The organism is Hymenobacter ruricola (assembly GCF_015694525.1).
Taxonomy (GTDB): domain Bacteria; phylum Bacteroidota; class Bacteroidia; order Cytophagales; family Hymenobacteraceae; genus Hymenobacter; species Hymenobacter ruricola.
In genome coordinates, this window is the sequence record NZ_JADQDM010000022.1 from 1 (window position 1) to 20605 (window position 20605).

General features: G+C 62.3%; 15 protein-coding genes. 5 read left to right on the top strand and 10 right to left on the bottom strand.

What is annotated here, in order from left to right; genetic code table 11:
* Positions 1–950: 950 nt before the first annotated feature.
* The 5 genes from I2H31_RS23155 to I2H31_RS23175 all read right to left on the bottom strand — a co-directional run bounded on the left by I2H31_RS23155 (position 951) and on the right by I2H31_RS23175 (position 5621).
* The gene (locus tag I2H31_RS23155; RefSeq protein WP_196295441.1) at positions 951–1448 is read right to left on the bottom strand and encodes a hypothetical protein; all 498 of its coding nucleotides are present in this window, start codon (positions 1446–1448) and stop codon (positions 951–953) included.
* A 173-nt stretch (positions 1449–1621) separates the two neighbouring features.
* Positions 1622–1855, bottom strand: coding sequence for a DUF3817 domain-containing protein (locus tag I2H31_RS23160; RefSeq protein WP_196295442.1), 234 nt, complete (start codon positions 1853–1855; stop codon positions 1622–1624).
* A gap of 66 nt (positions 1856–1921) precedes the next feature.
* Positions 1922–2677 (bottom strand): succinate dehydrogenase/fumarate reductase iron-sulfur subunit, encoded by a 756-nt coding sequence (locus I2H31_RS23165; RefSeq protein ID WP_196295443.1) that lies wholly within the window; start codon positions 2675–2677, stop codon positions 1922–1924.
* Positions 2678–2833: 156 nt separating this feature from the next.
* On the bottom strand, positions 2834–4768 hold the full coding sequence (locus I2H31_RS23170; RefSeq protein ID WP_196295444.1) for a fumarate reductase/succinate dehydrogenase flavoprotein subunit: 1935 nt from the start codon (positions 4766–4768) through the stop codon (positions 2834–2836).
* Positions 4769–4868: 100 nt separating this feature from the next.
* Entirely contained in the window at positions 4869–5621 is a 753-nt protein-coding gene (locus tag I2H31_RS23175) for a succinate dehydrogenase cytochrome b subunit (protein WP_196295445.1), read from the bottom strand.
* Between the two features lie 276 nt (positions 5622–5897).
* Between I2H31_RS23175 and I2H31_RS23180 the strand changes: the two genes are divergently transcribed.
* The 3 genes from I2H31_RS23180 to fabD all read left to right on the top strand — a co-directional run bounded on the left by I2H31_RS23180 (position 5898) and on the right by fabD (position 13060).
* Positions 5898–8855, top strand: coding sequence for a T9SS type B sorting domain-containing protein (locus tag I2H31_RS23180; RefSeq protein WP_196295446.1), 2958 nt, complete (start codon positions 5898–5900; stop codon positions 8853–8855).
* A 228-nt stretch (positions 8856–9083) separates the two neighbouring features.
* Positions 9084–12029: a T9SS type B sorting domain-containing protein gene (locus tag I2H31_RS23185; protein WP_196295447.1), complete on the top strand. Its 2946-nt coding sequence runs from the start codon at positions 9084–9086 to the stop codon at positions 12027–12029.
* Positions 12030–12175: 146 nt separating this feature from the next.
* Positions 12176–13060: an ACP S-malonyltransferase gene (fabD, locus tag I2H31_RS23190; RefSeq protein ID WP_230688013.1), complete on the top strand. Its 885-nt coding sequence runs from the start codon at positions 12176–12178 to the stop codon at positions 13058–13060.
* A gap of 90 nt (positions 13061–13150) precedes the next feature.
* On the opposite strand, the gene folK is transcribed toward fabD, so the two are convergent.
* Both folK and I2H31_RS23200 read right to left on the bottom strand, forming a co-directional pair.
* Positions 13151–13645: a 2-amino-4-hydroxy-6-hydroxymethyldihydropteridine diphosphokinase gene (gene folK / locus I2H31_RS23195; RefSeq protein WP_196295449.1), complete on the bottom strand. Its 495-nt coding sequence runs from the start codon at positions 13643–13645 to the stop codon at positions 13151–13153.
* Positions 13642–14499, bottom strand: a complete 858-nt coding sequence (locus tag I2H31_RS23200) for an alpha/beta hydrolase family protein (RefSeq protein ID WP_196295450.1) — start codon at positions 14497–14499, stop codon at positions 13642–13644. The genes folK and I2H31_RS23200 overlap by 4 nt, the downstream gene beginning before the upstream one ends.
* Positions 14500–14589: 90 nt before the next feature.
* Between I2H31_RS23200 and I2H31_RS23205 the strand changes: the two genes are divergently transcribed.
* The gene (locus I2H31_RS23205; protein ID WP_230688014.1) at positions 14590–15597 is read left to right on the top strand and encodes a polyprenyl synthetase family protein; all 1008 of its coding nucleotides are present in this window, start codon (positions 14590–14592) and stop codon (positions 15595–15597) included.
* Positions 15598–15781: 184 nt separating this feature from the next.
* Here the strand turns inward: I2H31_RS23205 and I2H31_RS23210 are convergent, their stop codons facing one another.
* Positions 15782–16078: a hypothetical protein gene (locus tag I2H31_RS23210; RefSeq protein WP_196295451.1), complete on the bottom strand. Its 297-nt coding sequence runs from the start codon at positions 16076–16078 to the stop codon at positions 15782–15784.
* Positions 16079–16225: 147 nt separating this feature from the next.
* Here I2H31_RS23210 and I2H31_RS23215 point away from each other — a divergent pair, with 147 nt between their 5' ends.
* Positions 16226–17629, top strand: a complete 1404-nt coding sequence (locus tag I2H31_RS23215; protein ID WP_196295452.1) for a cytochrome P450 — start codon at positions 16226–16228, stop codon at positions 17627–17629.
* A 112-nt stretch (positions 17630–17741) separates the two neighbouring features.
* Here the strand turns inward: I2H31_RS23215 and I2H31_RS23220 are convergent, their stop codons facing one another.
* Positions 17742–18827 (bottom strand): T9SS type A sorting domain-containing protein, encoded by a 1086-nt coding sequence (locus I2H31_RS23220; RefSeq protein ID WP_196295453.1) that lies wholly within the window; start codon positions 18825–18827, stop codon positions 17742–17744.
* Between the two features lie 445 nt (positions 18828–19272).
* A complete protein-coding gene (locus I2H31_RS23225) occupies positions 19273–20604 on the bottom strand; it encodes a peroxiredoxin family protein (protein ID WP_196295454.1) in 1332 nt (443 codons plus the stop codon).
* Position 20605 lies beyond the last annotated feature (1 nt).

Consider the following 20605-nt stretch of genomic DNA (forward strand, 5'->3'; position numbering starts at 1 on the left):
TACCTCGCCCCCAACCACTTCGAATCCCAACTCAAAACCACGTACCAGTTCTGTCCGGCTTAGCTAGACCACCTCAGCTTCATCATGACTGCTGGTGTTGACGTTAGTGACACGGATTCGGGTAAGACCATATAATGCCCGAGGAATCATATCGGATTAAGTTGTTTCCGTTGACAATATACTGGTCTAAGCCGGGGTACCCTCCCGCAGCCGCCTTGTCTTCAGGGCTAGGATTATCAAAGTCGTAACCGGGGTCCAGAGGGTGTGAATGTATAAAGTAGACGATGTTATAGGTGGTAATAACTCCCGAGCCAGAGCTGTAATCGGTGGCATCTATTTGCCACTGTCCAGGCGCCACTTGGAACATGTTCAAGACAATCCTGCCTTGGGTATCTCGGTAAGGAAAATCCGGAACAAAGCCGTGTCTTGTGGTGCCAGCACTAGTGGACGGAAGCAAAATCAGGTGCCCCGTTGAGGCCAGATAGGCTCCTAATTCCAATCCATTAGGGTCTACAAGCCGGTCTACCATCTCGTTCCATCCAGCGCACTCATCAGCATAGATGTGGGGGGTGTTTGGGTCTGCTGTACCACTGGTACCGCCGCCACCGCCGCCGCCGCCTGGGTCAAAGGGCGGCGGGTCATCATCGGGAGTGCAACTCAAATATGCGTGAGAGTCATACTGCGACCAACTCATGCCCCAAGTCTGGCAGGGTTCATAGCCAGGGGGTTCACAGTTTCCAGCGCCCGACGTTTGCGTCATAATCCCCGAATATCGGTCATCGCCTGGGCAGGAAGCGTACCATGTACAAGTATAGTAGTAAATACAACTGTTGCTACTGACACTAATATTCTTGTTAGGATTGGAAGAAGCTCTCGTCTCCGAGGGCTTAGGGCTAGTGCAAAGCCCGTTGTTATAGAAAAAAACGGTTTTTGCAGATGAAGAAAGATAATTAAGCGTCAGGATGCCTGTGAAGGCTGGTGCCTGAGCAGGATGGTGGTGCCTGAGCAGGATGGTTGAAAGCATCCAAGAGCTTCGCGCGGTCCTTAACGGTTGAATTATAAGTCGCGATAATAAAATCAGGTTCACCAGTCCCTTCCTTGATTAGGAGGAACTTGTTCGTTCCCAACAATTGGACGTCATCCCGCCATTTGAGGTTCTTATTTGACCGAAGCTTGAGAGATAGGGGTACAAAGGTATATTGGTAGTTTCCCTTGCTCTTTTTGTAACTGCGACCCCAACCAGGAAACCAATAAATCTCCGCAGTGTCTCCAAATGGTTGGATTAGTGCCTTGTGATAGCCCTTGCTATAGAAGGTAGAGCGAAATTCTTCAATGCCTATGGTTTTGGTCGCTGCCCGTTCAACATCGACCTTGCTACAGCTATATAAAGTAGCGCCGAGAATAAGCAGAACGGACCATACCTTCAGGTAACGGTTCTTTTTTGGCATGTGATGGGGTGTGGAAAAGTGAATAATACACCTCTTCCCAGCTGTCAGCTAACCGGGTGGTAAAGAGGTGCTTAATACGAATTTATGAGAACCTTTTGATATTCAATAAATATTTATACTCTTGTCTTTTTATTAATTTTCGCTTGTAACGGTTGTTCACATATTGAGTCCGGTTAAGCCCTTCTGTATTTAATCATCTCTCTATAAAATATTTTTTGCTGAATCAACAAAAAGCAATACAACACGAACAGCAGCCCGTGCGCCATGCCCACCGGCCGCACCGCCTGCGGCTGCCCGGCCAGGTACTTCAGCGGCATGGCCACCAGCAGCAACACTAGGAACGATACCCCCTCCAGAATGGCCACGAGGCGCAGGCGCCCCAGGCCGGTCAGCAACAGTTCTTTCATCAGCAAACAACAAAAAAGCGCGGCGAGTAACCGCCGCGCTTTTGATAAGACGAACCAGGCGCCGATTTACGCTAGGTTGTTCGACGTGGCTTTGGCCGCCAGGAATTCGCGGTTCAGGATGGCAATGTTTTCCAGCGAGATGCCCACCGGGCACTCCGCCGCGCACGAGCCGATGTTGGAGCAGGCGCCGAAGCCTTCCTTGTCCATCTGGGCCACCATATTTTCGACGCGGGTTTTGCGTTCGGGCTGGCCCTGCGGCAGCAGCGCCAGCTGCGACACCTTGGCCGACACGAACAGCATGGCCGAGGCATTCTTGCACGCCGCCACGCAGGCCCCGCACGAAATGCAGGTAGCCGCCTCAAACGCGCGGTCCGAAATTTCCTTCGGAATCGGAATCTCGTTGCCGTCGGGGGCGCCGCCGGTGTTTACGCTCACGTAGCCGCCCGCCTGAATAATGCGGTCGAAGGCCGAGCGGTCCACGCTCAAGTCTTTGTTCACGGGGAAGGCCGACGCGCGCCAGGGCTCGATGGTGATGGTGTCCCCATCGGAGAACTTGCGCATGTGCAGCTGGCAGGTGGTGGTGCCCTTTTCGGGCCCGTGGCTGCGGCCGTTGATGAACAGGTCGCACGAGCCGCAGATGCCTTCGCGGCAGTCGTGGTCAAAGGCCACGGGGTCCTGGCCGGCGTGCAGCAGGTCCTCGTTCAGCACGTCCAGCATCTCCAGAAAGGACATGTCGGGCGAAATGTCCTTCACGTGGTACTCCACAATTTTCCCCGGCGCGGTGCGGTTGGGCTGCCGCCACACGTTCAGGGTCAGGTTCATCGGTTTAGCGTTGGGGTTGGAACCGGCCATTTTCTGTTTTATCGTTTGTCATCCTGAGCGCAGCGAAGGACCTTCTCACGCCCCGGCTCGTTGGGTTGGTAACTTACTTGATGCGCACGTGAGAAGGTCCTTCGCTGCGCTCAGGATGACAGATTATTACTTGTAGCTCCGTTGCGTGAGCTTCACGTTTTCAAACGTAAGCTCTTCTTTGTTAAGCTTCTCGGGTTGGTTGTCGCCCTGGTACTCCCAGGCGGCCACGTAGGCAAACTCGTCGTCGTTGCGCAGGGCCTCGCCTTCGGGCGTCTGGTATTCCTCGCGGAAGTGACCGCCGCAGCTTTCGTTGCGGTGCAGGGCGTCGTCCACCATCAACTCGCCCAGTTCCAGGAAGTCGGCCACGCGGCCGGCGTTTTCCAGGGCCTGATTCAACTCCTCGCCGGTGCCCGTGATTTTGAGGTCCTGCCAGAATTCCTGGCGCAGCTTCTGGATTTCGGCTTTGGCGTGCTTCAGGCCTTCGGCGGTGCGGGCCATGCCGCAGTATTCCCACATGATGTGACCCAGCGCTTTGTGAAACTGCGTGGGCGTGCGGGTGCCTTTGATGCTCAGCAGGCGCTCGGTGCGGGCCTGCACGAAGGCTTTCGACTCGGCAAAAGCCGGGTGGCTGGTGTCCACCGGCTTGGGCGGCGTCTGGGCCAGGTAATCGCCAATGGTGTAGGGAATTACGAAGTAGCCGTCGGCCAGGCCCTGCATCAGGGCCGAAGCGCCGAGGCGGTTGGCGCCGTGGTCGGAGAAGTTGCACTCGCCGGTGGCGTAGAGACCCGGCACGGTGGTTTGCAGGTTGTAGTCGACCCACAGCCCACCCATGGTGTAGTGCACCGCCGGGTAGATGCGCATGGGCCGCTCGTAGGGATTTTCGTCGGTGATTTTCTCGTACATGGCAAACAGGTTGCCGTACTTCTGGCTCACCGCCTCAGCGCCCGTGCGCTTGATAACGTCGGAGAAGTCGAGGTATACGGCCAGGCCGGTGCTGCCCACGCCGCGGCCTTCGTCGCACATCTGCTTGGCGTTGCGCGAGGCCACGTCGCGCGGCACGAGGTTGCCGAACGCGGGGTACTTGCGCTCCAGGAAGTAGTCGCGCTCGTCTTCCGGAATGTCCTGGGGCTTAATCTGGTTCTGGCGCACGCGCTCGGCCATTTCCACCGTTTTGGGCACCCACACGCGGCCGTCGTTGCGGAGCGATTCCGACATGAGCGTGAGCTTGGACTGGTAGTCGCCGCTGACGGGGATGCAGGTGGGGTGAATCTGGGTGAAGCAGGGGTTGGCGAAATAAGCGCCTTTTTTATGGGCGCGCCAGGCGGCCGTTACGTTGCAGTACTTGGCGTTGGTGCTCAGGTAGAACACGTTACCGTAGCCACCAGTGGCCAGCACCACGGCGTGCGCGGCGTGGGTTTCAATTTCGCCGGTAATCAGGTTGCGCGTCACGATGCCGCGAGCCTGGCCGTCCACCACCACCACGTCGAGCATTTCCGAGCGGGTGTACATCTTCACCTTGCCGTAGGCAATCTGACGGCTCAGGGCCGAGTAGGCGCCCAGCAGCAGCTGCTGGCCGGTCTGGCCGCGGGCGTAGAACGTGCGGCTTACCTGGGCGCCGCCAAAGGAGCGGTTGGCCAGCAGGCCGCCGTATTCGCGGGCGAAGGGCACGCCCTGGGCCACGCACTGGTCGATGATGTTGACCGACACCTGGGCCAGGCGGTACACGTTGGCTTCGCGGGCGCGGTAGTCGCCGCCCTTGATGGTGTCGTAGAACAGTCGGAACACGGAGTCGCCGTCGTTCTGGTAGTTTTTAGCCGCGTTGATGCCGCCTTGCGCCGCAATGGAGTGCGCGCGGCGGGGCGAGTCGTGGTAGGTAAAGGCCTTCACGTTGTAGCCCAGCTCGGCCAGCGAGGCCGCGGCAGCGCCGCCGGCCAAGCCCGTGCCGACCACGATGACGTCGTACTTCCGCTTGTTGGCGGGGTTCACGAGCTTCACGTTGAACTTGTGCTTTTCCCACTTTTCGGCGAGGGGGCCTTCGGGTATTTTGGAATCCAACAGCATACTGGGAGCGGAGTGATGGAGTGACGATTGGTAGTAGAACAGCTAAATGCCCAAGGTGTTGGCGGGCGCGGCCAGTATTCTACGGCACCAACCGGATTACTTAGAAAGCCGACGCGATGGTGTGCAACAGGCTGGGAGCATTGGCGGCTATTTCACCCTGCGGGTTGGTGAACAGGAAGAAATACAGCGGCATGGAGGCAAAGCCCGCCGACACCACCACGGCAAACGCGTAGCCCACGTACTTAATAAGGGGCGTGTACTTGCGGTGGTTCAGGCCCAGGGTCTGGAAGCCGGAGCGGAAGCCGTGCCACAGGTGGTAGCCGAGGCTAATCTGGGCCAATACGTAGAGCAGCACGTACCACCACACGTGGAAAGAGTCCACCACGGCCAGGTACAGGTTGTCGAGGTCGCGCACTTCGGGGTTGGCGCCGCCCACTTTGGGCAGGCCGCCAAAGCGGGCGCGCCAGAAGAAGTTGTACAGGTGCACCAACAGGAAAATCAGGATGATGGTGCCCAGAATGCCCATGTTGCGGGAGGTCCACTCTGAGTTTTTCTCGGCGTGCCACTGCGCGTAGCCTTGGGTGCGGGCGGCCTTGTTGCGGCGGGTGAGGGCCCAGGCTTCAAAAATGTGGAAGCCGAACCCCAGCACCAGGCCCCACTCAATGGTGCGGATGACCGGGTTGGTGCCCATGAAGTGGGAATAGGTGTTGAAAGCCGCACCTTGGTCGTGCTTAAACAGCTGCAAATTACCGATGAGGTGGACGACGAGGAAGGTGCACAGGAACAAGCCCGTCAGCGACATGATAATCTTCCGGCCGATGCTGCTGGTAAAAGTTTTGGTTATCCAACTCATAAAGTAGCCAAACTGGGCGAGTGAAGAGGTGTGTTTTGAGGGCCCAAAGGTAGCCCCCACCCGCTAACCGGGCAACGGACGGGCTTCATTCTTGGCCCGGGCCGGGGTTTGCGAAAACATTGGCCGGAGTGGTGAATCTATCCGCCGCCGGCATCGTTTACACGCCCGGGGGCGGCGCGTGCCGGCTGGTTCTTCGGGCGGGAGGAGGGGTTTCGGCCACTACAGCTGCCGTTGGTCACCTCCTGGTCTGGTTTAAATTTCTACGTTTGCGTTTGTATGATACAGCTTTTTTTACTTCGGATGAGGGTGTGGGCGGCATTGGGACTGCTGCTGTTGCTGAGCTGGCCGCAGCAGGCGCGCGCCTCACACATTCGGGCCGGTGAGATTCAGGCCAGGGTGGACACCACGGCCGGGCGCAACGCCCGGCGCATCTTTTTCAAGATGGTGCTCTACCTGGACATCAGCAAAGGTTTGCCGCCGGCGTCGGTTGACCAGCCCGACGCTACCATTTTCTTTGGCGATGGCACCGCTACCTGCACGCCGGTGCTGCGGGCCGTGGGGCCGCGGCCCCTTCCGGGCAATCCCGACACCAGCCTCAACATCTATTATTTCGAGCACATCTATCCTTCCAGCGGCAGCTTCACGGTTAGCTTTATTGGGGAGAACCGCAACAACAGCGTGCTGAACATGTCCAACTCTGGTACGCAGACGTTTTACATCAGCACCACCATCACCATCGACCCGGCCCTGGGCCTCAACCATTCGCCGGTGCTCACGGCGCCGGCCGTGGACAAAGCGGGGATGAACCAGGTGTTTTTGCACAACCCCGGCGCCTACGATGCCGACGGCGACTCGCTGGCTTTTCACCTGCGGCCCAGCCAGCAGGTGTCGGCCGGCGTGAGCGGGACGCTGGGCGCGCCTTGCCCGGGCCCGGGCACCAACCAGCCAGCGCCCACGGTGGTGCAGAATTTCCGCTACCCCAACGACCCCGCAATAACCGGGGGTGTGGTCTATCAGGTGGCCTACAACGGGGTGCCGGCGGGCATTACCAGCCCCCCGACGCCGGCCATCTTCGTGCAGGACGTGAATACCGGGCAGATTACCTGGAACGCGCCCGCTGCCATTGGCTTCTACAACGTGGCTTTTGAAGTAGAAGAATGGCGCCGCACGCCCCTGGGCCGCCGCCGCATCGGCCTGGTGATACGCGACATGCAGATTATCGTGACGGCGGCTTCCAACCTGCGCCCCGAAATCACCATTCCGGCCGATATCTGCGTGGTGGCGGGCGCCACCGTGACCGGCAACGTGACGGCCGTGGACGTGGCTTCGCCCAGCGCGCCGCAAACCCCCATTACGCTTTTTGCTTATTCGGGCATTTTGCCGCCCGCCACGTTCCGCCAAAGCCAGACTGGCCCGCCGCAGGCCAGCGGCACCTTCACTTGGCGCACCGACTGCAGCAACGTGGCTCGCCAGCCCTACTTGGTAGTATTTAAAGCCCAGGACAGCCCTGCCTCGCCCACGCCGTCTAACCCCCCGCTGATTGACGAGCGCACGTGGCGCATCACGGTGGTGGGCCCGCCGCCCCAAAACCTGCGCGCCGTGCCGGGCACCGGCACTACCACCAACGCCGTGCTCACCTGGAGTTCTTACGCGTGCACCAACGCCTCTCAGATTCACATTTACCGGAAGGTGAATGCGTCGAGCTTCGTGCCGGGCCCCTGCGACACGGGCATTCCGGCTTCGGCGGGCTACGTGCGCATTGCCTCGCTGCCGGCCAGCGCTACCACTTTCACCGACAATAACCTGGACGCCGCGGGCACGCCCCAGGGCCTCGACCGCGGCCAGACGTATTGCTACCGCATTTACGCCGAGTTTCCGCTGCCGGCCGGTGGGGCCAGCATTGCCTCGCAGGAGGCCTGCGTTTCGTTTCAGGGCAGCGCTGCGCGCCTCGTGAAGGTGGACGTGGAAAACACCGACGTGCGCACCGGCCAGATTCAGGTGTGCTGGACGCAGCCCCGGTCGGCCGGCGGCCCCCTCGACGGCACGCCCAGCTACGTGCTGTCGCGCGGCGAAGGGCTGGCTCCGGCCACCTTCACGCCCATTGCCACGCTTAGCTCGCTGGTGGATACCTGCTACACCGACACTGGACTCAACACCCAGGACTTGCAGTACACTTATAAGCTGGAGTTTGTGCGCACTTTCCCGGCCGGCGACCCGCGCGCGGCCATTCGCGAGGCTTCGCCCACGGCCAGCAGCGTGCGCACCAGCACCGCGCCCACCTCGGCCGCGGCCGCGGCCGTGCGCGTGAGCTGGACCTACAACGTGCCCTGGGACAACGCCGCCCGGCCGGCCGTGGTATTCCGCCGCACCGGCAGCACGGGCGCCTTCACACGAGTCGGCACGGCGCCCACCACGGCCACCGGCGGCACCTACACCGATAATGACCCCACCCTGGCGAAGGGCCAGAACTATTGCTACTACGTGCAGACGGAGGGCCAATACGCCGGCGTGCCCTACCTGAGTTCGCTGCTGAATCGCAGCCAGGTCAACTGCCTCGTGCTGATTAGCCCGCCCTGCACGCCGCGGCTGGTGCTGGAACCCACCAACTGCGACGAGCTAGCCGCCCGGCCTCAGTTCCCGACGCCCAACGACCGGTACACCAACCGCCTGAGCTGGACCCTGAGCGACAGCCCCACCGGCTGCGATGCCTCCGTGACGGGCTACCGGGTGTACTACCGGCCCACGCCCACGGGCGCCTTCACCTTCCTGGGCACCACCATCACGCCTAACTACGTGCATTCCGACCTGCCCGCTACGGGCGGGTGCTACGCGGTGCAGGCGGTGGGTTCCGGGGGGGCGGTGAGCGACACGAGCAACGTGGCCTGCCAGGACAACTGCCTGTTCTTCTCCCTGCCCAACGTGTTCACGCCCAACGGGGACGCGCAGAACGCCGTGTTCCGGCCCAAGACCAACTCGCCCGTGCGGCGGGTGCACTTCCAGGCCTTCAACCGCTGGGGCCGCAAGGTCTTCGAGAACACGACCACCGCCCAAGACCCCGTCCTCATCAACTGGGACGGCGGCGGACCGGTGGAGGAAGCCGGCTCGGCCGGCACCACGTCCGGCGCTGGTAAGATGGCGGCCGACGGCATCTACTACTACCTGGCCGAGGTGGAGTTTGCTGATTTCGCTGGCACCAAGCGCACGTATAAAGGCTGGGTGGAAATCATCCGCTAGTCGCTACGTGGCCTGCCACTGCACAAGCCCAAAAGGGGCTCCCGAGGGAGCTTCTTTTGGGCTTAATTTTTTTGAGCGAAGTCGGCATATTTGCCGTGGTTGCGGGGCAACTTTGAGCGCTGCGGGTCACTTTTCGCAAAACCTGGCACCAGCCGCGGAGTTACATAATATCTTGCGTGTGCCGGGGCCGCTGCGGGGCCGGGTCACGTTCAATTAGTCTGGAACAGTATGCTACAATTTTTCCTCTTCCGAATGGGTGCGGGTACTCGTCTGGCGGCGCTGCTGCTGCTGGCGGTGGCCGGGCTGCTGGCCCGGCCCGAGGTGGCCCGCGCCAGCCACATCCGCGCCGGCGACATTCAGGCCAAAGTAGATACCACACCGGTGCACAACCCACGCCGCATTTTCTTCAAGATGGTGCTCTACACCACCGAAGGGCAGAACGTGGTGGACCAGCCGGAGGCGATTATTTTCTTCGGCGATGGCACGGCTACCTGCACGCCGGTGCCGCGGGTGGGCGGCCGGCGGCCGCTGCCGGGCATCTCGGACACTAGCTACAACATCTACTTGTTTGACCACATCTTCCCTTCCACAGGCCAGTACACGATTAAGTTCGTGGGCGAAAACCGTGTGGCAGCCGTGCTGAACATGTCCAACTCCAGCAGCCAGTCGTTTTACATCAGCACCACCATTTACATCGACCCCGCGCTGGGTCTGAACCACACACCGGTGTTTACGTCGCCGGCCGTGGACAAGGGCGCCACCAACCAGGTGTTTCTGCACAACCCCGGCGCCTACGATGCCGACGGCGACTCGCTGGCTTACACCCTGCAGCCGAGTCAGAAGTCGACCCTGCTGGCCGCGGACATCCTGGGCCCGCCCTGTCCCAACGCCACCGGCAACAACAACCCGCAGGTGCTGGACGTGCCTAATTTCCGCTACCCCAACGACCCCATCATCACCCAACCCAGCGTACCGGTGCAGGTAGCTTACAACGGCGACCCGGTAGGGGTGCCGGGGGCACCCGCCATTTTTGAGATTAGCAACCGGCCCCGCAGCCGGGGGCAAATCACTTGGAACGCGCCCTTGCAGTCGGGAACTTATAACGTGGCGTTTCGGGTGGATGAATACCGCCGGGTGCCGCTGGGATGGCGCTGGATAGGGCAGGTGGTGCGCGACATGCAGATTATTGTGGTGAACACCAACAACCTGCGCCCCATTCTCACGCTGCCGCCCAACCTGTGCGTGGTGGCCGGCCAAACCGTGACCGGCACCGTCACGGCCACCGACGGCTACACCAGCACCAGCACCGCCCCCACGCCGATTACCCTGTTTGCCTACTCCGGCATCAGGCCCCCGGCCACGTTTTTCCAAACCACCGCGGGCCCCCCGCAAGCCAGCGGTACCTTCACCTGGCGCACCGATTGCAGCAACGTGGCCCGCCAGCCGTACCTGGTGGTGTTCAAGGCTCAGGACACGCCGGCCGGGGCGCCCACCCCGTCCAACCAGCCGCTGATTGACGAGCAGGTGTGGAGCATCACGGTGGTGGGCCCGCCGCCCCGCAACGTGCAGGCCGTGGCCGGCCTGACCAGCGGCGGCCTCAACAGCACGCAGCTCAGCTGGAGCCAGTACGCGTGCGCCAACGCCTCCAATATCTACGTGTACCGCAAGGTGGGCCCAGGGCCCGCGCCGGGCGCCTGCGAAACGGGCATCCCGGCCTCGTCGGGCTACGTGCGCATCGGCACCGTGTCGCCCACGACCGTGGCGTTTACCGACGACAACGGCGGGCGGGGCCTCGACCGGGGCCTGACGTATTGCTACCGCCTCTACGCCGACTTCCCGCTGCCGGCCGGCGGGGCCAGTCTGGCGTCGGACGAGGCCTGCGTGACCTTTGCCGGCCGCGCCGCCCAACTGAAAAATGTGGACGTGGAAGTGACCAGCGCCACCGCGGGCCAGATTGCCGTGCGCTGGACGCAGCCGCGCAGCGCGTCGGGGGCCTCGTTTGCGGGCACGCCCAGCTTTGTGCTCTCGCGCGGCGAAGGCCTGGCCCCGACCACCTATGCGCCGGTGCGCACCTTCGCTTCGCTGAACGATACGTCCTACGTTGACACCGGCCTCAATACCCTGGACCGGCAGTACAGCTACCGGCTGGAATTTGTGCGCAGCTTCGCCAACGGCCAGCCCAGCGTGACCGAAACCAGCGCGCCGGCCAGCAGCGTGCGCACCACGGCGGTGGCTAGCAGCCCGCCCACGTCTTTCAGCGTGCGCTGGAGCTACAACGTGCCGTGGGACAATTCGGCCCGGCCCGTCACCATCTACCGCCGGCCCTCGGGAAGCCTCAATTTTGTGCAGGTGGCCACCGCCCCGACGGGCCTTACCGGGGGCAGTTACCTCGACAACGACCCCGCCCTGGTGAAGGGCGAAACTTACTGCTACTACGTGCGCACCGAGGGCCGCTACGTCCCCACCGGCTTCCTCAGCTCCTTGCTCAACCGGAGCCAGGAGCAGTGCCGCCAGCTCATTGCGCTGCCCTGCGCGCCGGTGCTGACGCTGCGCCCCACCAATTGCGACAGCCTGGCGGCGACGCAGCCTTCGGGCGGCAACCCCACCTACGCCAACGCCCTGAGCTGGACTCTGGGCAATACCCCGGCCGGCTGCGAGGCAAACGCGGTCAGCTACCGGGTGTATTACCGGCCGGGCGCCACGGGCGCGTTTGCTCTCATCGGCACCCCCACGCAGCCCTCTTTCCTGCACGCCAACCTGCCCGCTACGGGCGGGTGCTACGCGGTGCAGGCGGTGGGTTCCGGGGGGGCGGTGAGCGACACGAGCAACGTGGCCTGCCAGGACAACTGCCTGTTTTTCTCCCTGCCCAACGTGTTCACCCCCAACGGCGACGCGCAGAACGCCGTGTTCAAGCCCCGGTCCAACTCGCCCGTGCGGCGGGTGCACTTCCAGGCCTTCAACCGCTGGGGCCGCAAGGTTTTTGAGAACACGACCACCGCCCAAGACCCCGTCCTCATCAACTGGGACGGCGGCGGGCCCATCAGTGGCGACAACTCGGGTGGCAAGGACGGCAAAGTGGCCGACGGCATTTATTACTACCTGGCCGAAGTGGAGTTTGCCGATGCGGCCGGCACTACGCGCAAGTACAAGGGCTGGGTGGAAATCATTCGGTAGAGAGGGCCTTCAACAGGCTTTCCGGCCCGTTTTCAGCCTATTCAATAACCGGAGCGACCCTAGGGCCCGCTCCGGCTTTTTTGGGGCCAATGCGTGTTTGTGTGCAGCTTGCGCCTCCGTTCATTTTCCCATCTCCCGCAACTTTCATGAGCAACGCCTCCGCAGTACTATTTCCCGGTCAGGGCAGCCAGTTTCCCGGCATGGCCCGCGACTTATTCGACCAAAACCTCGACGCCCGCGCCCTGCTCACCCAGGCCAACGACCTCCTCGGCTTCAGCCTCACCGACGTCATGTTCACGGGCTCCGACGAGGACCTGCGCCGCACCGACGTGACGCAGCCGGCTATTTTCGTGCATTCGGTGGCCCAGTTTGTGGCCCGCCCCGAGCTGCAGCCCGGCATGACGGCCGGCCACTCGCTGGGCGAGTTCTCGGCCCTGGTGGCGGCCGGCGTGTTGAAGTTTGAAGACGCGCTGCCGCTGGTGGCCCGCCGCGCCCAGGCCATGCAGGCCGCCTGCGAGGAGCAGCCCGGCACCATGGCCGCCATTCTGGGGCTCGATGACGCCACGGTGGAGCGCATCTGCCAGGACATCACCGACGCTGGCGACGTGGTGGTGGCCGCCAACTACAACTGCCCCGGCCAGCTGGTCATTTCGGGCTCGTCGGCCGGCGTGGCCAAAGCCTGCGAGGCCCTGAAAGCGGCCGGTGCCAAGCGCGCCCTGCCGCTGCCCGTGGGCGGCGCCTTCCACTCGCCGCTCATGCAAAGCGCCGCCGCCGCCCTGGCCGAAGCCATCGAAAAAACCACCTTCAACGCCGCTAAGTGCCCCGTCTACCAAAACGTAGACGCCCGGCCGCACACCGACCCGGCCGAAATCAAAGCCAACCTGTTGGCCCAGCTCACGGCCCCCGTGCGCTGGACCCAGCTGGTGCAGCGCATGGCCGAAGACGGGGCCACCGAATTCATCGAGTGCGGCCCCGGCAAGGTGCTGCAGGGGCTGGTGAAGAAAATTGTGCCCACGGCCACCATTGGATAGTAGAACGAGTAGGGGCGAGGCCTGCCCCCGCCCGTCGTTGAACAATCGGTTCTGGTTTTGTTCAACGACGGGCGTGGGCAGGCCCCGCCCCTACGGTTCTGACGGGTGCACCGGCAGCGGGTCCGGGCACTCCGCCAATAGCTCCCCCACGCGCAGCCCGAGCACTGGATGCCGCACCTCACCAGCTATTTCGGCCAACGGCGCCAGCGCAAAGCGCCGTTCGGGCAGCCGCGGGTGCGGCACGGCCAGCCCGGGCTCGTCAATGATTTCGTCGCCGTAAAGCAATATATCCACGTCGAGCGTGCGGCTGCCCCAGCGTTCGAGGCGCTCGCGCCCGGCCTTTCGCTCGGTGGCAAGACACGCCTTAAGTAGCTCCTGGGCCGACAACTCCGTGCGCAGGGCCAGCGCTTGGTTGAGGAAAGCCGGCTGGTCTTCGCGGCCCCAGGCGGCAGTTTCATAAATCGCCGAGGCCGCTGTGATTTTGCCCGCTGAGGCGGCCAGTTGGGCGCGCGCCGCGGCCAGCAGCGCGGCCCGGTCGCCGAGGTTGCTGCCCAGCAGCAGATAGGCGGTGACGGCGCGGCTCATGCGCGGCGCAGAAAAAAATCGGCGGTACGCTCGGCGATGAAGCGGGCGGGCTCCGGCAGCTCCGGGCTGGCCCAGGGGTGCGCGCCGCCGAACATGTGCGTGGCGCCGGGCACCAGCAGCAGTTCGGCCTCGGGCCGGAGCGCGTGCAGGGCGTGGGCGGCGGCCACGTTCACGGTTTCGTCCTCCGTGCCGTGCACCAGCAGCAAGGGCTGGCGCAGCTTGCGGCGCACGTTGTGGGCAATGTCGAGGCGCGGGCGGTTGCGGTGGTAGTCTTCCACAATCTGGTAGTGCAAAGGCAACTGCTGGCCTGTGCGCGTGTTGGGCACGTGCAGTACGCCGGTCCGTACCCACTCGTCAAAAACCGTCTGGGGCCACTGCGGAGGCACCTGGGCAATGGCGGCCCAGGCGGCCACAGCCCGCACGCGCGGGTCCTCGGCGGCTTTGAGCAGCACGAGGCCACCCCCGCGGCTGTGGCCCGCTAGAAACAGCCGGTTCAGGTCCATTTCGGCGGCGGGCACCGGCGAATGGCCGTTAAATAATGCGTCGATTATCTGGCCAATATCATCTAGCTCAATGCTGAAGTTATTGCGCCCGAAAGCTTCCAAATCCTCCAAATCGCCGGTGCCGCCCACCACCAGGCCGTTGTGCGACAGGTTAAGCTTCACAAACACGAAGCCGCGCTCGGCAAAGAAGTCGGCCAGCAGTGGGAAATGCCCCCAGTCCTTGAACCCCTTGAAGCCGTGCACGAAAAGCACCACCGGCTTGGCTTGGCCGTCGGGCCGGTAGGTGGCATCGGCCTCGAAGGTCCGGCCGTGGCCGCTGCCGGTGAGCAAAAAAGAAGCGTGAGTGAGCATGCGGCGAAGGTAGGGGCGGTGAGATGATGGACCAATGAGCACCACGAAACCCTGCCACCTTCCTCGTTCTGCCGTATCATTGCCGGCGCAATGCCCCAACACCCCACTTTCTCCCTCGACCAGATTCAGGCCCCCATCGCAGCCGAAATGGAAGAGTTTGAGCACAAGTTCCGCCAGTCGATGCGCACAAAGGTGCTGCTGCTCGACAAGATAATGGGCTACATCGTGAAGCGCAAGGGCAAGCAAATCCGGCCCATGTTTGTGTTTCTCACGGCCCGCGCCGCCCGCCCCGAGGCTAATACCGGCGACCCGCTGCCCGATGCTTCCTTCCGCGGCGCCGCGCTCATCGAGCTGCTGCACACCGCCACCCTGGTGCACGACGATGTGGTGGACGAAAGCAATTACCGCCGCGGCTTCTTCTCCATCAATGCCTTGTGGAAGAACAAGATTGCCGTGCTGGTCGGGGATTATCTGCTCTCGCGCGGGCTGCTGCTGGCGCTGCAAAATGACGACTACGACCTGCTGAAAATCGTGAGCAACGCGGTGCGTGAATTGAGCGAAGGCGAATTGTTGCAAATCGAAAAAGCCCGGAAGTTAGACATCACCGAAGACGTTTATTTCGACATCATCCGGCAGAAAACCGCTTCGCTGATTGCCTCGTGCACGGCCGTGGGCGCGGCCTCCGTGGGGGCTGATAAAGAGACGATTGAGCGCGCCCGGCTATTTGGCGAAAAAGTGGGCATTGCCTTTCAAATAAAAGACGACTTGTTCGATTATGGCACGGCCGAAATTGGCAAGCCGGTGGGCATCGACATCAAGGAAAAAAAAATGACCCTGCCGCTGATTTATGCCCTGCAGCACGCCGGCTGGCTGGAAAAGCGCAAGGTGATTTTCAACGTGAAAAACAACGAAGGCCACCGCGACCGGGTGCAGCAGGTGATTGAATTTGTGAAAAAGTCGGGCGGGTTGGATTATGCCATCAGCACGATGAAAAAGTACCGCGACGACGCCCTGGCCATCCTGCACACCTTCCCGGCCTCGCCGAGCCGGACGTCGTTGGAAGAGTTGATTAACTACACGATAGAGCGGGAAAAATAGGACCGCCGATGAAACGGATTTTAACGGATGAAACGGATTTTTGTGGGTCATCCCTTGCCCTACAAACAAAAAGCCGCTCAATCCGAGCGGCTTTTTGTTTGACGAAAATTTTGGCGATTTCGGCACGGGCGCGAAACCACAAACAATCCGTTTTATCGGTTAAAATCCGTTTCATCGGCGGTCCTTACTCCGCCACTTGGTAGCTCACCGTCTTGGCGTCGCTCACTTTGAACGTCACGCCGTCGAAGGTGCTGTCGACTTCCAGCTGGTGGGTCATATCGCAGCCGGGGCACTTGATTTCCTCGATTTCGTGGTTGTCGGCGTGCTCGGGCGAGTCGGCTTGGTCGTTGGGGGCGGGCACGCCGATGAGGTCGGTGAAGACTTCGGTGTTGCACTGCTGGCACTCAAACTTGAGGCCGACGGCGCGGCCTTGCAAATCGGCGAGCGGCGCGGGCGAGCTGGGGTTTTGCTGAATCCACATAGGGGAAAGGTGTTGGGGGAAAGAAAAGAAAGGCGGGCCGGGGCCCGGTTGGGGTTTACGCGGGCGGGCCGAAAAAGATGGATGGGCCGCGGCCGGGTGGTATTTTTGGCAGTGGCCGGCGCCTTGCGGGCCCCGGGTATGATTGAAATGGAAGCATCAGAAAAAGTGGCGCCAGGCGCATTTCGGCTGCCGCAGGTGCCGCGCTGGCGCTCGCTGCTGCGCTCGTTTGCGCTGGCCAAAGACCCCTTGCCCGTGCTCGATGCCACGCTGGCGCACTTCGGCGACACCGTGGAGCTGTACATTGGCGGGGTGGAGAAAAGCATCCTCACCCGCGAGCCCGGCCTGATACAGCACATTCTCCAGAAAAACCACCGCAACTACGCCAAATCAAAGTTCACGCGGGGCTTTTCGCGCTACATCGGCCACGGCCTGCTGACGAATGATGGGCCTGACTGGCTGCGGCAGCGTCGGCTCATTCAGCCGGGCTTTCACCGGCAGCGGGTGGCGGGCCTCACCGGCCTCATGCAGGAAATTGCGGCCGAAACCCTGGCGCCGCTGGTGGCCCGGGCCCGGCAGCAGGGCGGCGCCACCGCCGTGGAAGTGCACGAGCTGATGACCCGGCTCACGTTCCGCATCATCGCGCGCTCGGTGTTCAGCACCAACTTTCCGGAAGCTGAGCTCGACCGCCTGGCCCGGCTCATTACCGAGATTCAGGCGTTTTTCGTGCGCTCCATCCGGCAGCCCTACCTCAAGCCCTGGTTTCGGCTAAAAGGCCAGTTCACGTACCACGACGCCCTGGCCGCCGAGATGCGCGCGCTGCTCAGCCGCCTCATTGCCCAGCGCCAGCACGATAACGCCCGGCCCCAAGCCCCGCCGCCCGACGACCTGCTGCAAATGCTGCTGGACGTGCGCTACGAAGAAACCGGCGAGCCCATGAGCCCCGAGCGCGTGCTCGACGAAGCCCTCATCCTGCTTGTGGCCGGCCACGAAACCAGCGCCAACGCTCTCACCTGGCTTACCTACCTGCTGGCCCACCACCCCGACGAGGCCGCCGCTATTCGCACCGAGGCCGAGGCTGTGCTGGCCGGCCGCCCGCCCGCGTTTGAGGATTTGCCGCGCCTGGGCCGCGCCCTGTGGGCCGTGCAGGAAACCATGCGCAGCTACCCCCCCGCCTGGATGGTGGACCGCGTGGCCCTGGCCGACGACGAGTACCAGGGCCTGCGCATTCCGAAGGGCACGCTGTTTTCGCTGTACTTCCACGGCCTGCACCACGACGCCAAGTACTGGGACGCGCCGGAAGCGTTTCGGCCCGGCCGCTTTGCGCCCGGTCAGGCGCGGCCGGTGCAGCCCAACGCCTACGTGCCCTTCGGCGGCGGGCCGCGCCTGTGCATCGGCATGCAATTCGCCCTCACCGAAATGCAGCTCGTGACGCTGGAGCTGCTGCGTCGCTTCGAACTGGAATGGGTGGCCGGGCAGGCGCCCGTGACCATGCAGCCGCTCATCACCCTGCGGCCGAAGCACGACTTCCGGGTGCGGCTGCGCTTGCGCTAAACCGGTCCGTCGAAAGTGCCGGGGCTCTTGGTAAAAAAAACGAAACGGGGCCCGACAGATTCCACAACTGCCGGGCCCCGTTTTATTTGCCGCCTTTGCGGTGGCGTGGCGGCTATTCGCCGGCCGTTTTCACCACTTTGAGGGTGGCGCCGGTGGCGTGTTCGCGTAGGTAATACACGCCGTTGGGGTGGGCGCGCAGGTCGAGCTGCTGCGCTTCGTTTACTGAAAAGGTGCCTTGCTGCACCACTTGGCCCAGCCAGTTGAGCAGCGTGAAGCCGGTGGCGGCCGTGCCGCGCAGGGCCAGCAGGCCGGTGGTGGGGTTGGGGTAGGCTGCCAGGGCCGTGGCCGGCGTGGCGCTCACCGCCACCACGGGGCTGTAGGCGGTGGTGCCGTCCTGGTCTACCTGCCGCAGGCGATAGTAGCCCTGCGCCAAAGGCTGCGCGTCCACAAACTGGTAGTCCGAAGCCTTAGTCGCGCTGCCTGCCGCTGCCACCTTGCCCAGGGTCCGGAAGTCGCCCCGGGCGTCGGCCGCGCGCTCCACCTGGAAGTAGGCGCTGTTGCGCTCCGTGGCCGTGTGCCAGCTTAGCTCCACGCCCGTGCCGCGGGCCTTGCCCGTGAAGGCGGTGAGCTCCACCGGCAGCGGGGTAAACGTGGCCGTGACGTGGTAGAGCTGCACCGAGTAGCCCACATTCACCGCTACCAGGCTGCCCGTGCGCACCTCCACTTCCTGGAAGTCGTTGGTGGCCGTAAATTCCACCGGCATCACCTGGTCGCTTAGCGTGGTCAGGTTCAGCACAGTGCCCATGTTCAGGGTTTGCTTGGCGGTGCTGCCGTTGGCGGTGTAGGTGCGAATGGATGTGTTGTTGACCAAGCCCAGGCTCAGCGCATTGCCCGACGTGAAGCTGACCAGCAGCTTCACCCGGGCGCCCGTGGGCACCGGCGCCGCAAAACCCACCCGCAAGGCGGCGGTGCCCAGCGCCAGGGGCGGCGAAATGGAAGCCGCCGTGGCGGGAGCCGCATCTACAGCCATGGCGCTGTCATTGATGTCGCCGCAGACGATAGCAACGCAGCCACGGTCCCGGTCGGTAACGGCCGTGGCTTGCCGCACTACCTGGGCCCAAGCACTCGGCATACCGGCCGCGGCCGTGAGAATAAATAAACCGATGTAAGCGGAAATAATTAAAGTAAAATTGCGCATAGAATTAGGAATTTAATGACACGTTCGACTACAAACAAAATTCGTAAATAATTGACTCATATCATATTAATTCCTAAAATAGGACGTCTTCCAATTTATGGAATTATAATCTAACCAATAGTGGCTAGCAGGTTTTTGATTCTGTTCAAAGCCACGTTAGGCAAACGGCGTTTCACGCGGCTCTCTCATCCACTGAGAATTTTTTTAGGGAAATCGCCCGCTCTCAAAATTGGAATGCAAGCTGGTGGACTGGCTATCGGGCTGGTGGTCGTAGCGGTTTCGCGTCGGTGCGAGCCTGCTCGCACCAACTCCTCCAGTGGGCCGGGGGGCCACGCAAACGTGCCGCCCCGGCCCCGTCGCGCCCAACTCCGCAAAGTGAGGGCAACCGAGGCCGAAGCGGCACGCATGCATGCGGCGTTTCAAACGCCTTTTTGTTGCAGACAGCTTATTCTTTCAGCAACTTGTTCACGGTCTGCTCGAAGCCGGCAACTTCTTCCTGGTAGTACTTGCCCGTGCCGGGCCCCGAGAAACCCGTGTGAATCTTGCGCACGTTGCCCTTCTTATCTAGGAAAATGGTGGTAGGGAAAGCCAGGAACTTGGCCAGTTGCGGCATGGACTTGGCCACCGAATCCTTGTTGCTCACGCCGGCAAAAGCCACGTCGTAGCCCATGTGGAACCGCTCGCGCATGTTGCGCAGCTTGGGGGCCGACTTGGCGTAGTCGCCGCTGCGCTCGTAGCCCAGGCCGATGATTTCAACGCCGCGCGCCTTATTTTTCTCGTACCAGGGCGCCAGGAAGTTGGTTTCGTCCATGCAGTTGGGGCACCACGAGCCCAGGATTTGCAGTACTACCACTTTGCCGCGGTACTTGGGGTCGGTGGGGGAGATGCTGCCGCCTTCAATCACGTTCGGAAACTTGAAATTCAGCCGGCTTTCGCCCTTTTTGAGGTAGGTGAGGGTGTCGGCGTCGGGCAGCTTGGCTTTCGGGTCGGGCACGGCGGTCCAGGTTTCGTGGCCGGATTTGCCGGAGTAGAAGTCGCCAAACAAAGTATTGGGCGCGTAGTGCTTGGTAATGTCAACGGGCTCTTTCGGCCCGTTGTGGGCGGTAAACAAAAAGGCATGGCTGCCGTCGAAGGTGCTGAGACGCAGGTCGCTTTCGCCTGCTTTTCCGGCTAAGTAGCGGTAGTCGCCGGTTGACGTCAGAAAAGTCGCCGTGGTGGGACCCGCTCCGTCTTGGTCAAAGATGCCAACGGCTGGGTAGGTTTCCCCATTCTCGTCCTGAAAAGTCACTTTCCAGGTACCATCAAAAGCAAAAGTCTTCGCATTTCCTTGGTCTGGAAAAAGCGTTTGTGCCCCCGCCGTGGCCGTCATCGGCACGCGGTACGGGTCCTTGGTATCGTACTTCACCCAAATGCCTTTCAGCTTGTTCGCCTCGTCAGCCCGCACAACCAGCGCGGCATCGAAAGCGTGCATGCGGATGGTAGTCGAGTCGCCGGCCGATTTGATGTCCTCGCAGCGCAGCCGCTCTTCACCATTCAAGCCTTGGTTGATGAGGTACACCACCGGCTTGCCGGCTTCGGTTTTAACTTCGAAAAGAAAGGGGATTTCCTGGCCCTGGGTGGCCAGCACGCCGCGCCAGGGGCCGGGCGTGAGCACCGGGGCCGAGCCCGTGCCGCCAGCGGCAGCCGTTTCGGAGGAAGTGGAGTTGTTGGAGTGGCAGGCGCCTAGGCTCAGGCCCACGGCGGCCGTGGCCGCCAGGCGAAGAAATACGTTGTTCATA

Bases quoted from the DNA above. Each gene is read 5' to 3' on its own strand.
- folK (WP_196295449.1), bottom strand. From the start codon at position 13,645: ATGAGCCGCGCCGTCACCGCCTATCTGCTGCTGGGCAGCAACCTCGGC.
- I2H31_RS23200 (WP_196295450.1), bottom strand. From the start codon at position 14,499: ATGCTCACTCACGCTTCTTTTTTGCTCACCGGCAGCGGCCACGGCCGG.
- I2H31_RS23225 (WP_196295454.1), bottom strand. From the start codon at position 20,604: ATGAACAACGTATTTCTTCGCCTGGCGGCCACGGCCGCCGTGGGCCTG.
- I2H31_RS23170 (WP_196295444.1), bottom strand. From the start codon at position 4,768: ATGCTGTTGGATTCCAAAATACCCGAAGGCCCCCTCGCCGAAAAGTGG.
- I2H31_RS23180 (WP_196295446.1), top strand. From the start codon at position 5,898: ATGATACAGCTTTTTTTACTTCGGATGAGGGTGTGGGCGGCATTGGGA.
- I2H31_RS23185 (WP_196295447.1), top strand. From the start codon at position 9,084: ATGCTACAATTTTTCCTCTTCCGAATGGGTGCGGGTACTCGTCTGGCG.
- fabD (WP_230688013.1), top strand. From the start codon at position 12,176: ATGAGCAACGCCTCCGCAGTACTATTTCCCGGTCAGGGCAGCCAGTTT.
- I2H31_RS23175 (WP_196295445.1), bottom strand. From the start codon at position 5,621: ATGAGTTGGATAACCAAAACTTTTACCAGCAGCATCGGCCGGAAGATT.
- I2H31_RS23215 (WP_196295452.1), top strand. From the start codon at position 16,226: ATGGAAGCATCAGAAAAAGTGGCGCCAGGCGCATTTCGGCTGCCGCAG.
- I2H31_RS23205 (WP_230688014.1), top strand. From the start codon at position 14,590: ATGCCCCAACACCCCACTTTCTCCCTCGACCAGATTCAGGCCCCCATC.
- I2H31_RS23165 (WP_196295443.1), bottom strand. From the start codon at position 2,677: ATGAACCTGACCCTGAACGTGTGGCGGCAGCCCAACCGCACCGCGCCG.
- I2H31_RS23155 (WP_196295441.1), bottom strand. From the start codon at position 1,448: ATGCCAAAAAAGAACCGTTACCTGAAGGTATGGTCCGTTCTGCTTATT.
- I2H31_RS23220 (WP_196295453.1), bottom strand. From the start codon at position 18,827: ATGCGCAATTTTACTTTAATTATTTCCGCTTACATCGGTTTATTTATT.
- I2H31_RS23160 (WP_196295442.1), bottom strand. From the start codon at position 1,855: ATGAAAGAACTGTTGCTGACCGGCCTGGGGCGCCTGCGCCTCGTGGCC.
- I2H31_RS23210 (WP_196295451.1), bottom strand. From the start codon at position 16,078: ATGTGGATTCAGCAAAACCCCAGCTCGCCCGCGCCGCTCGCCGATTTG.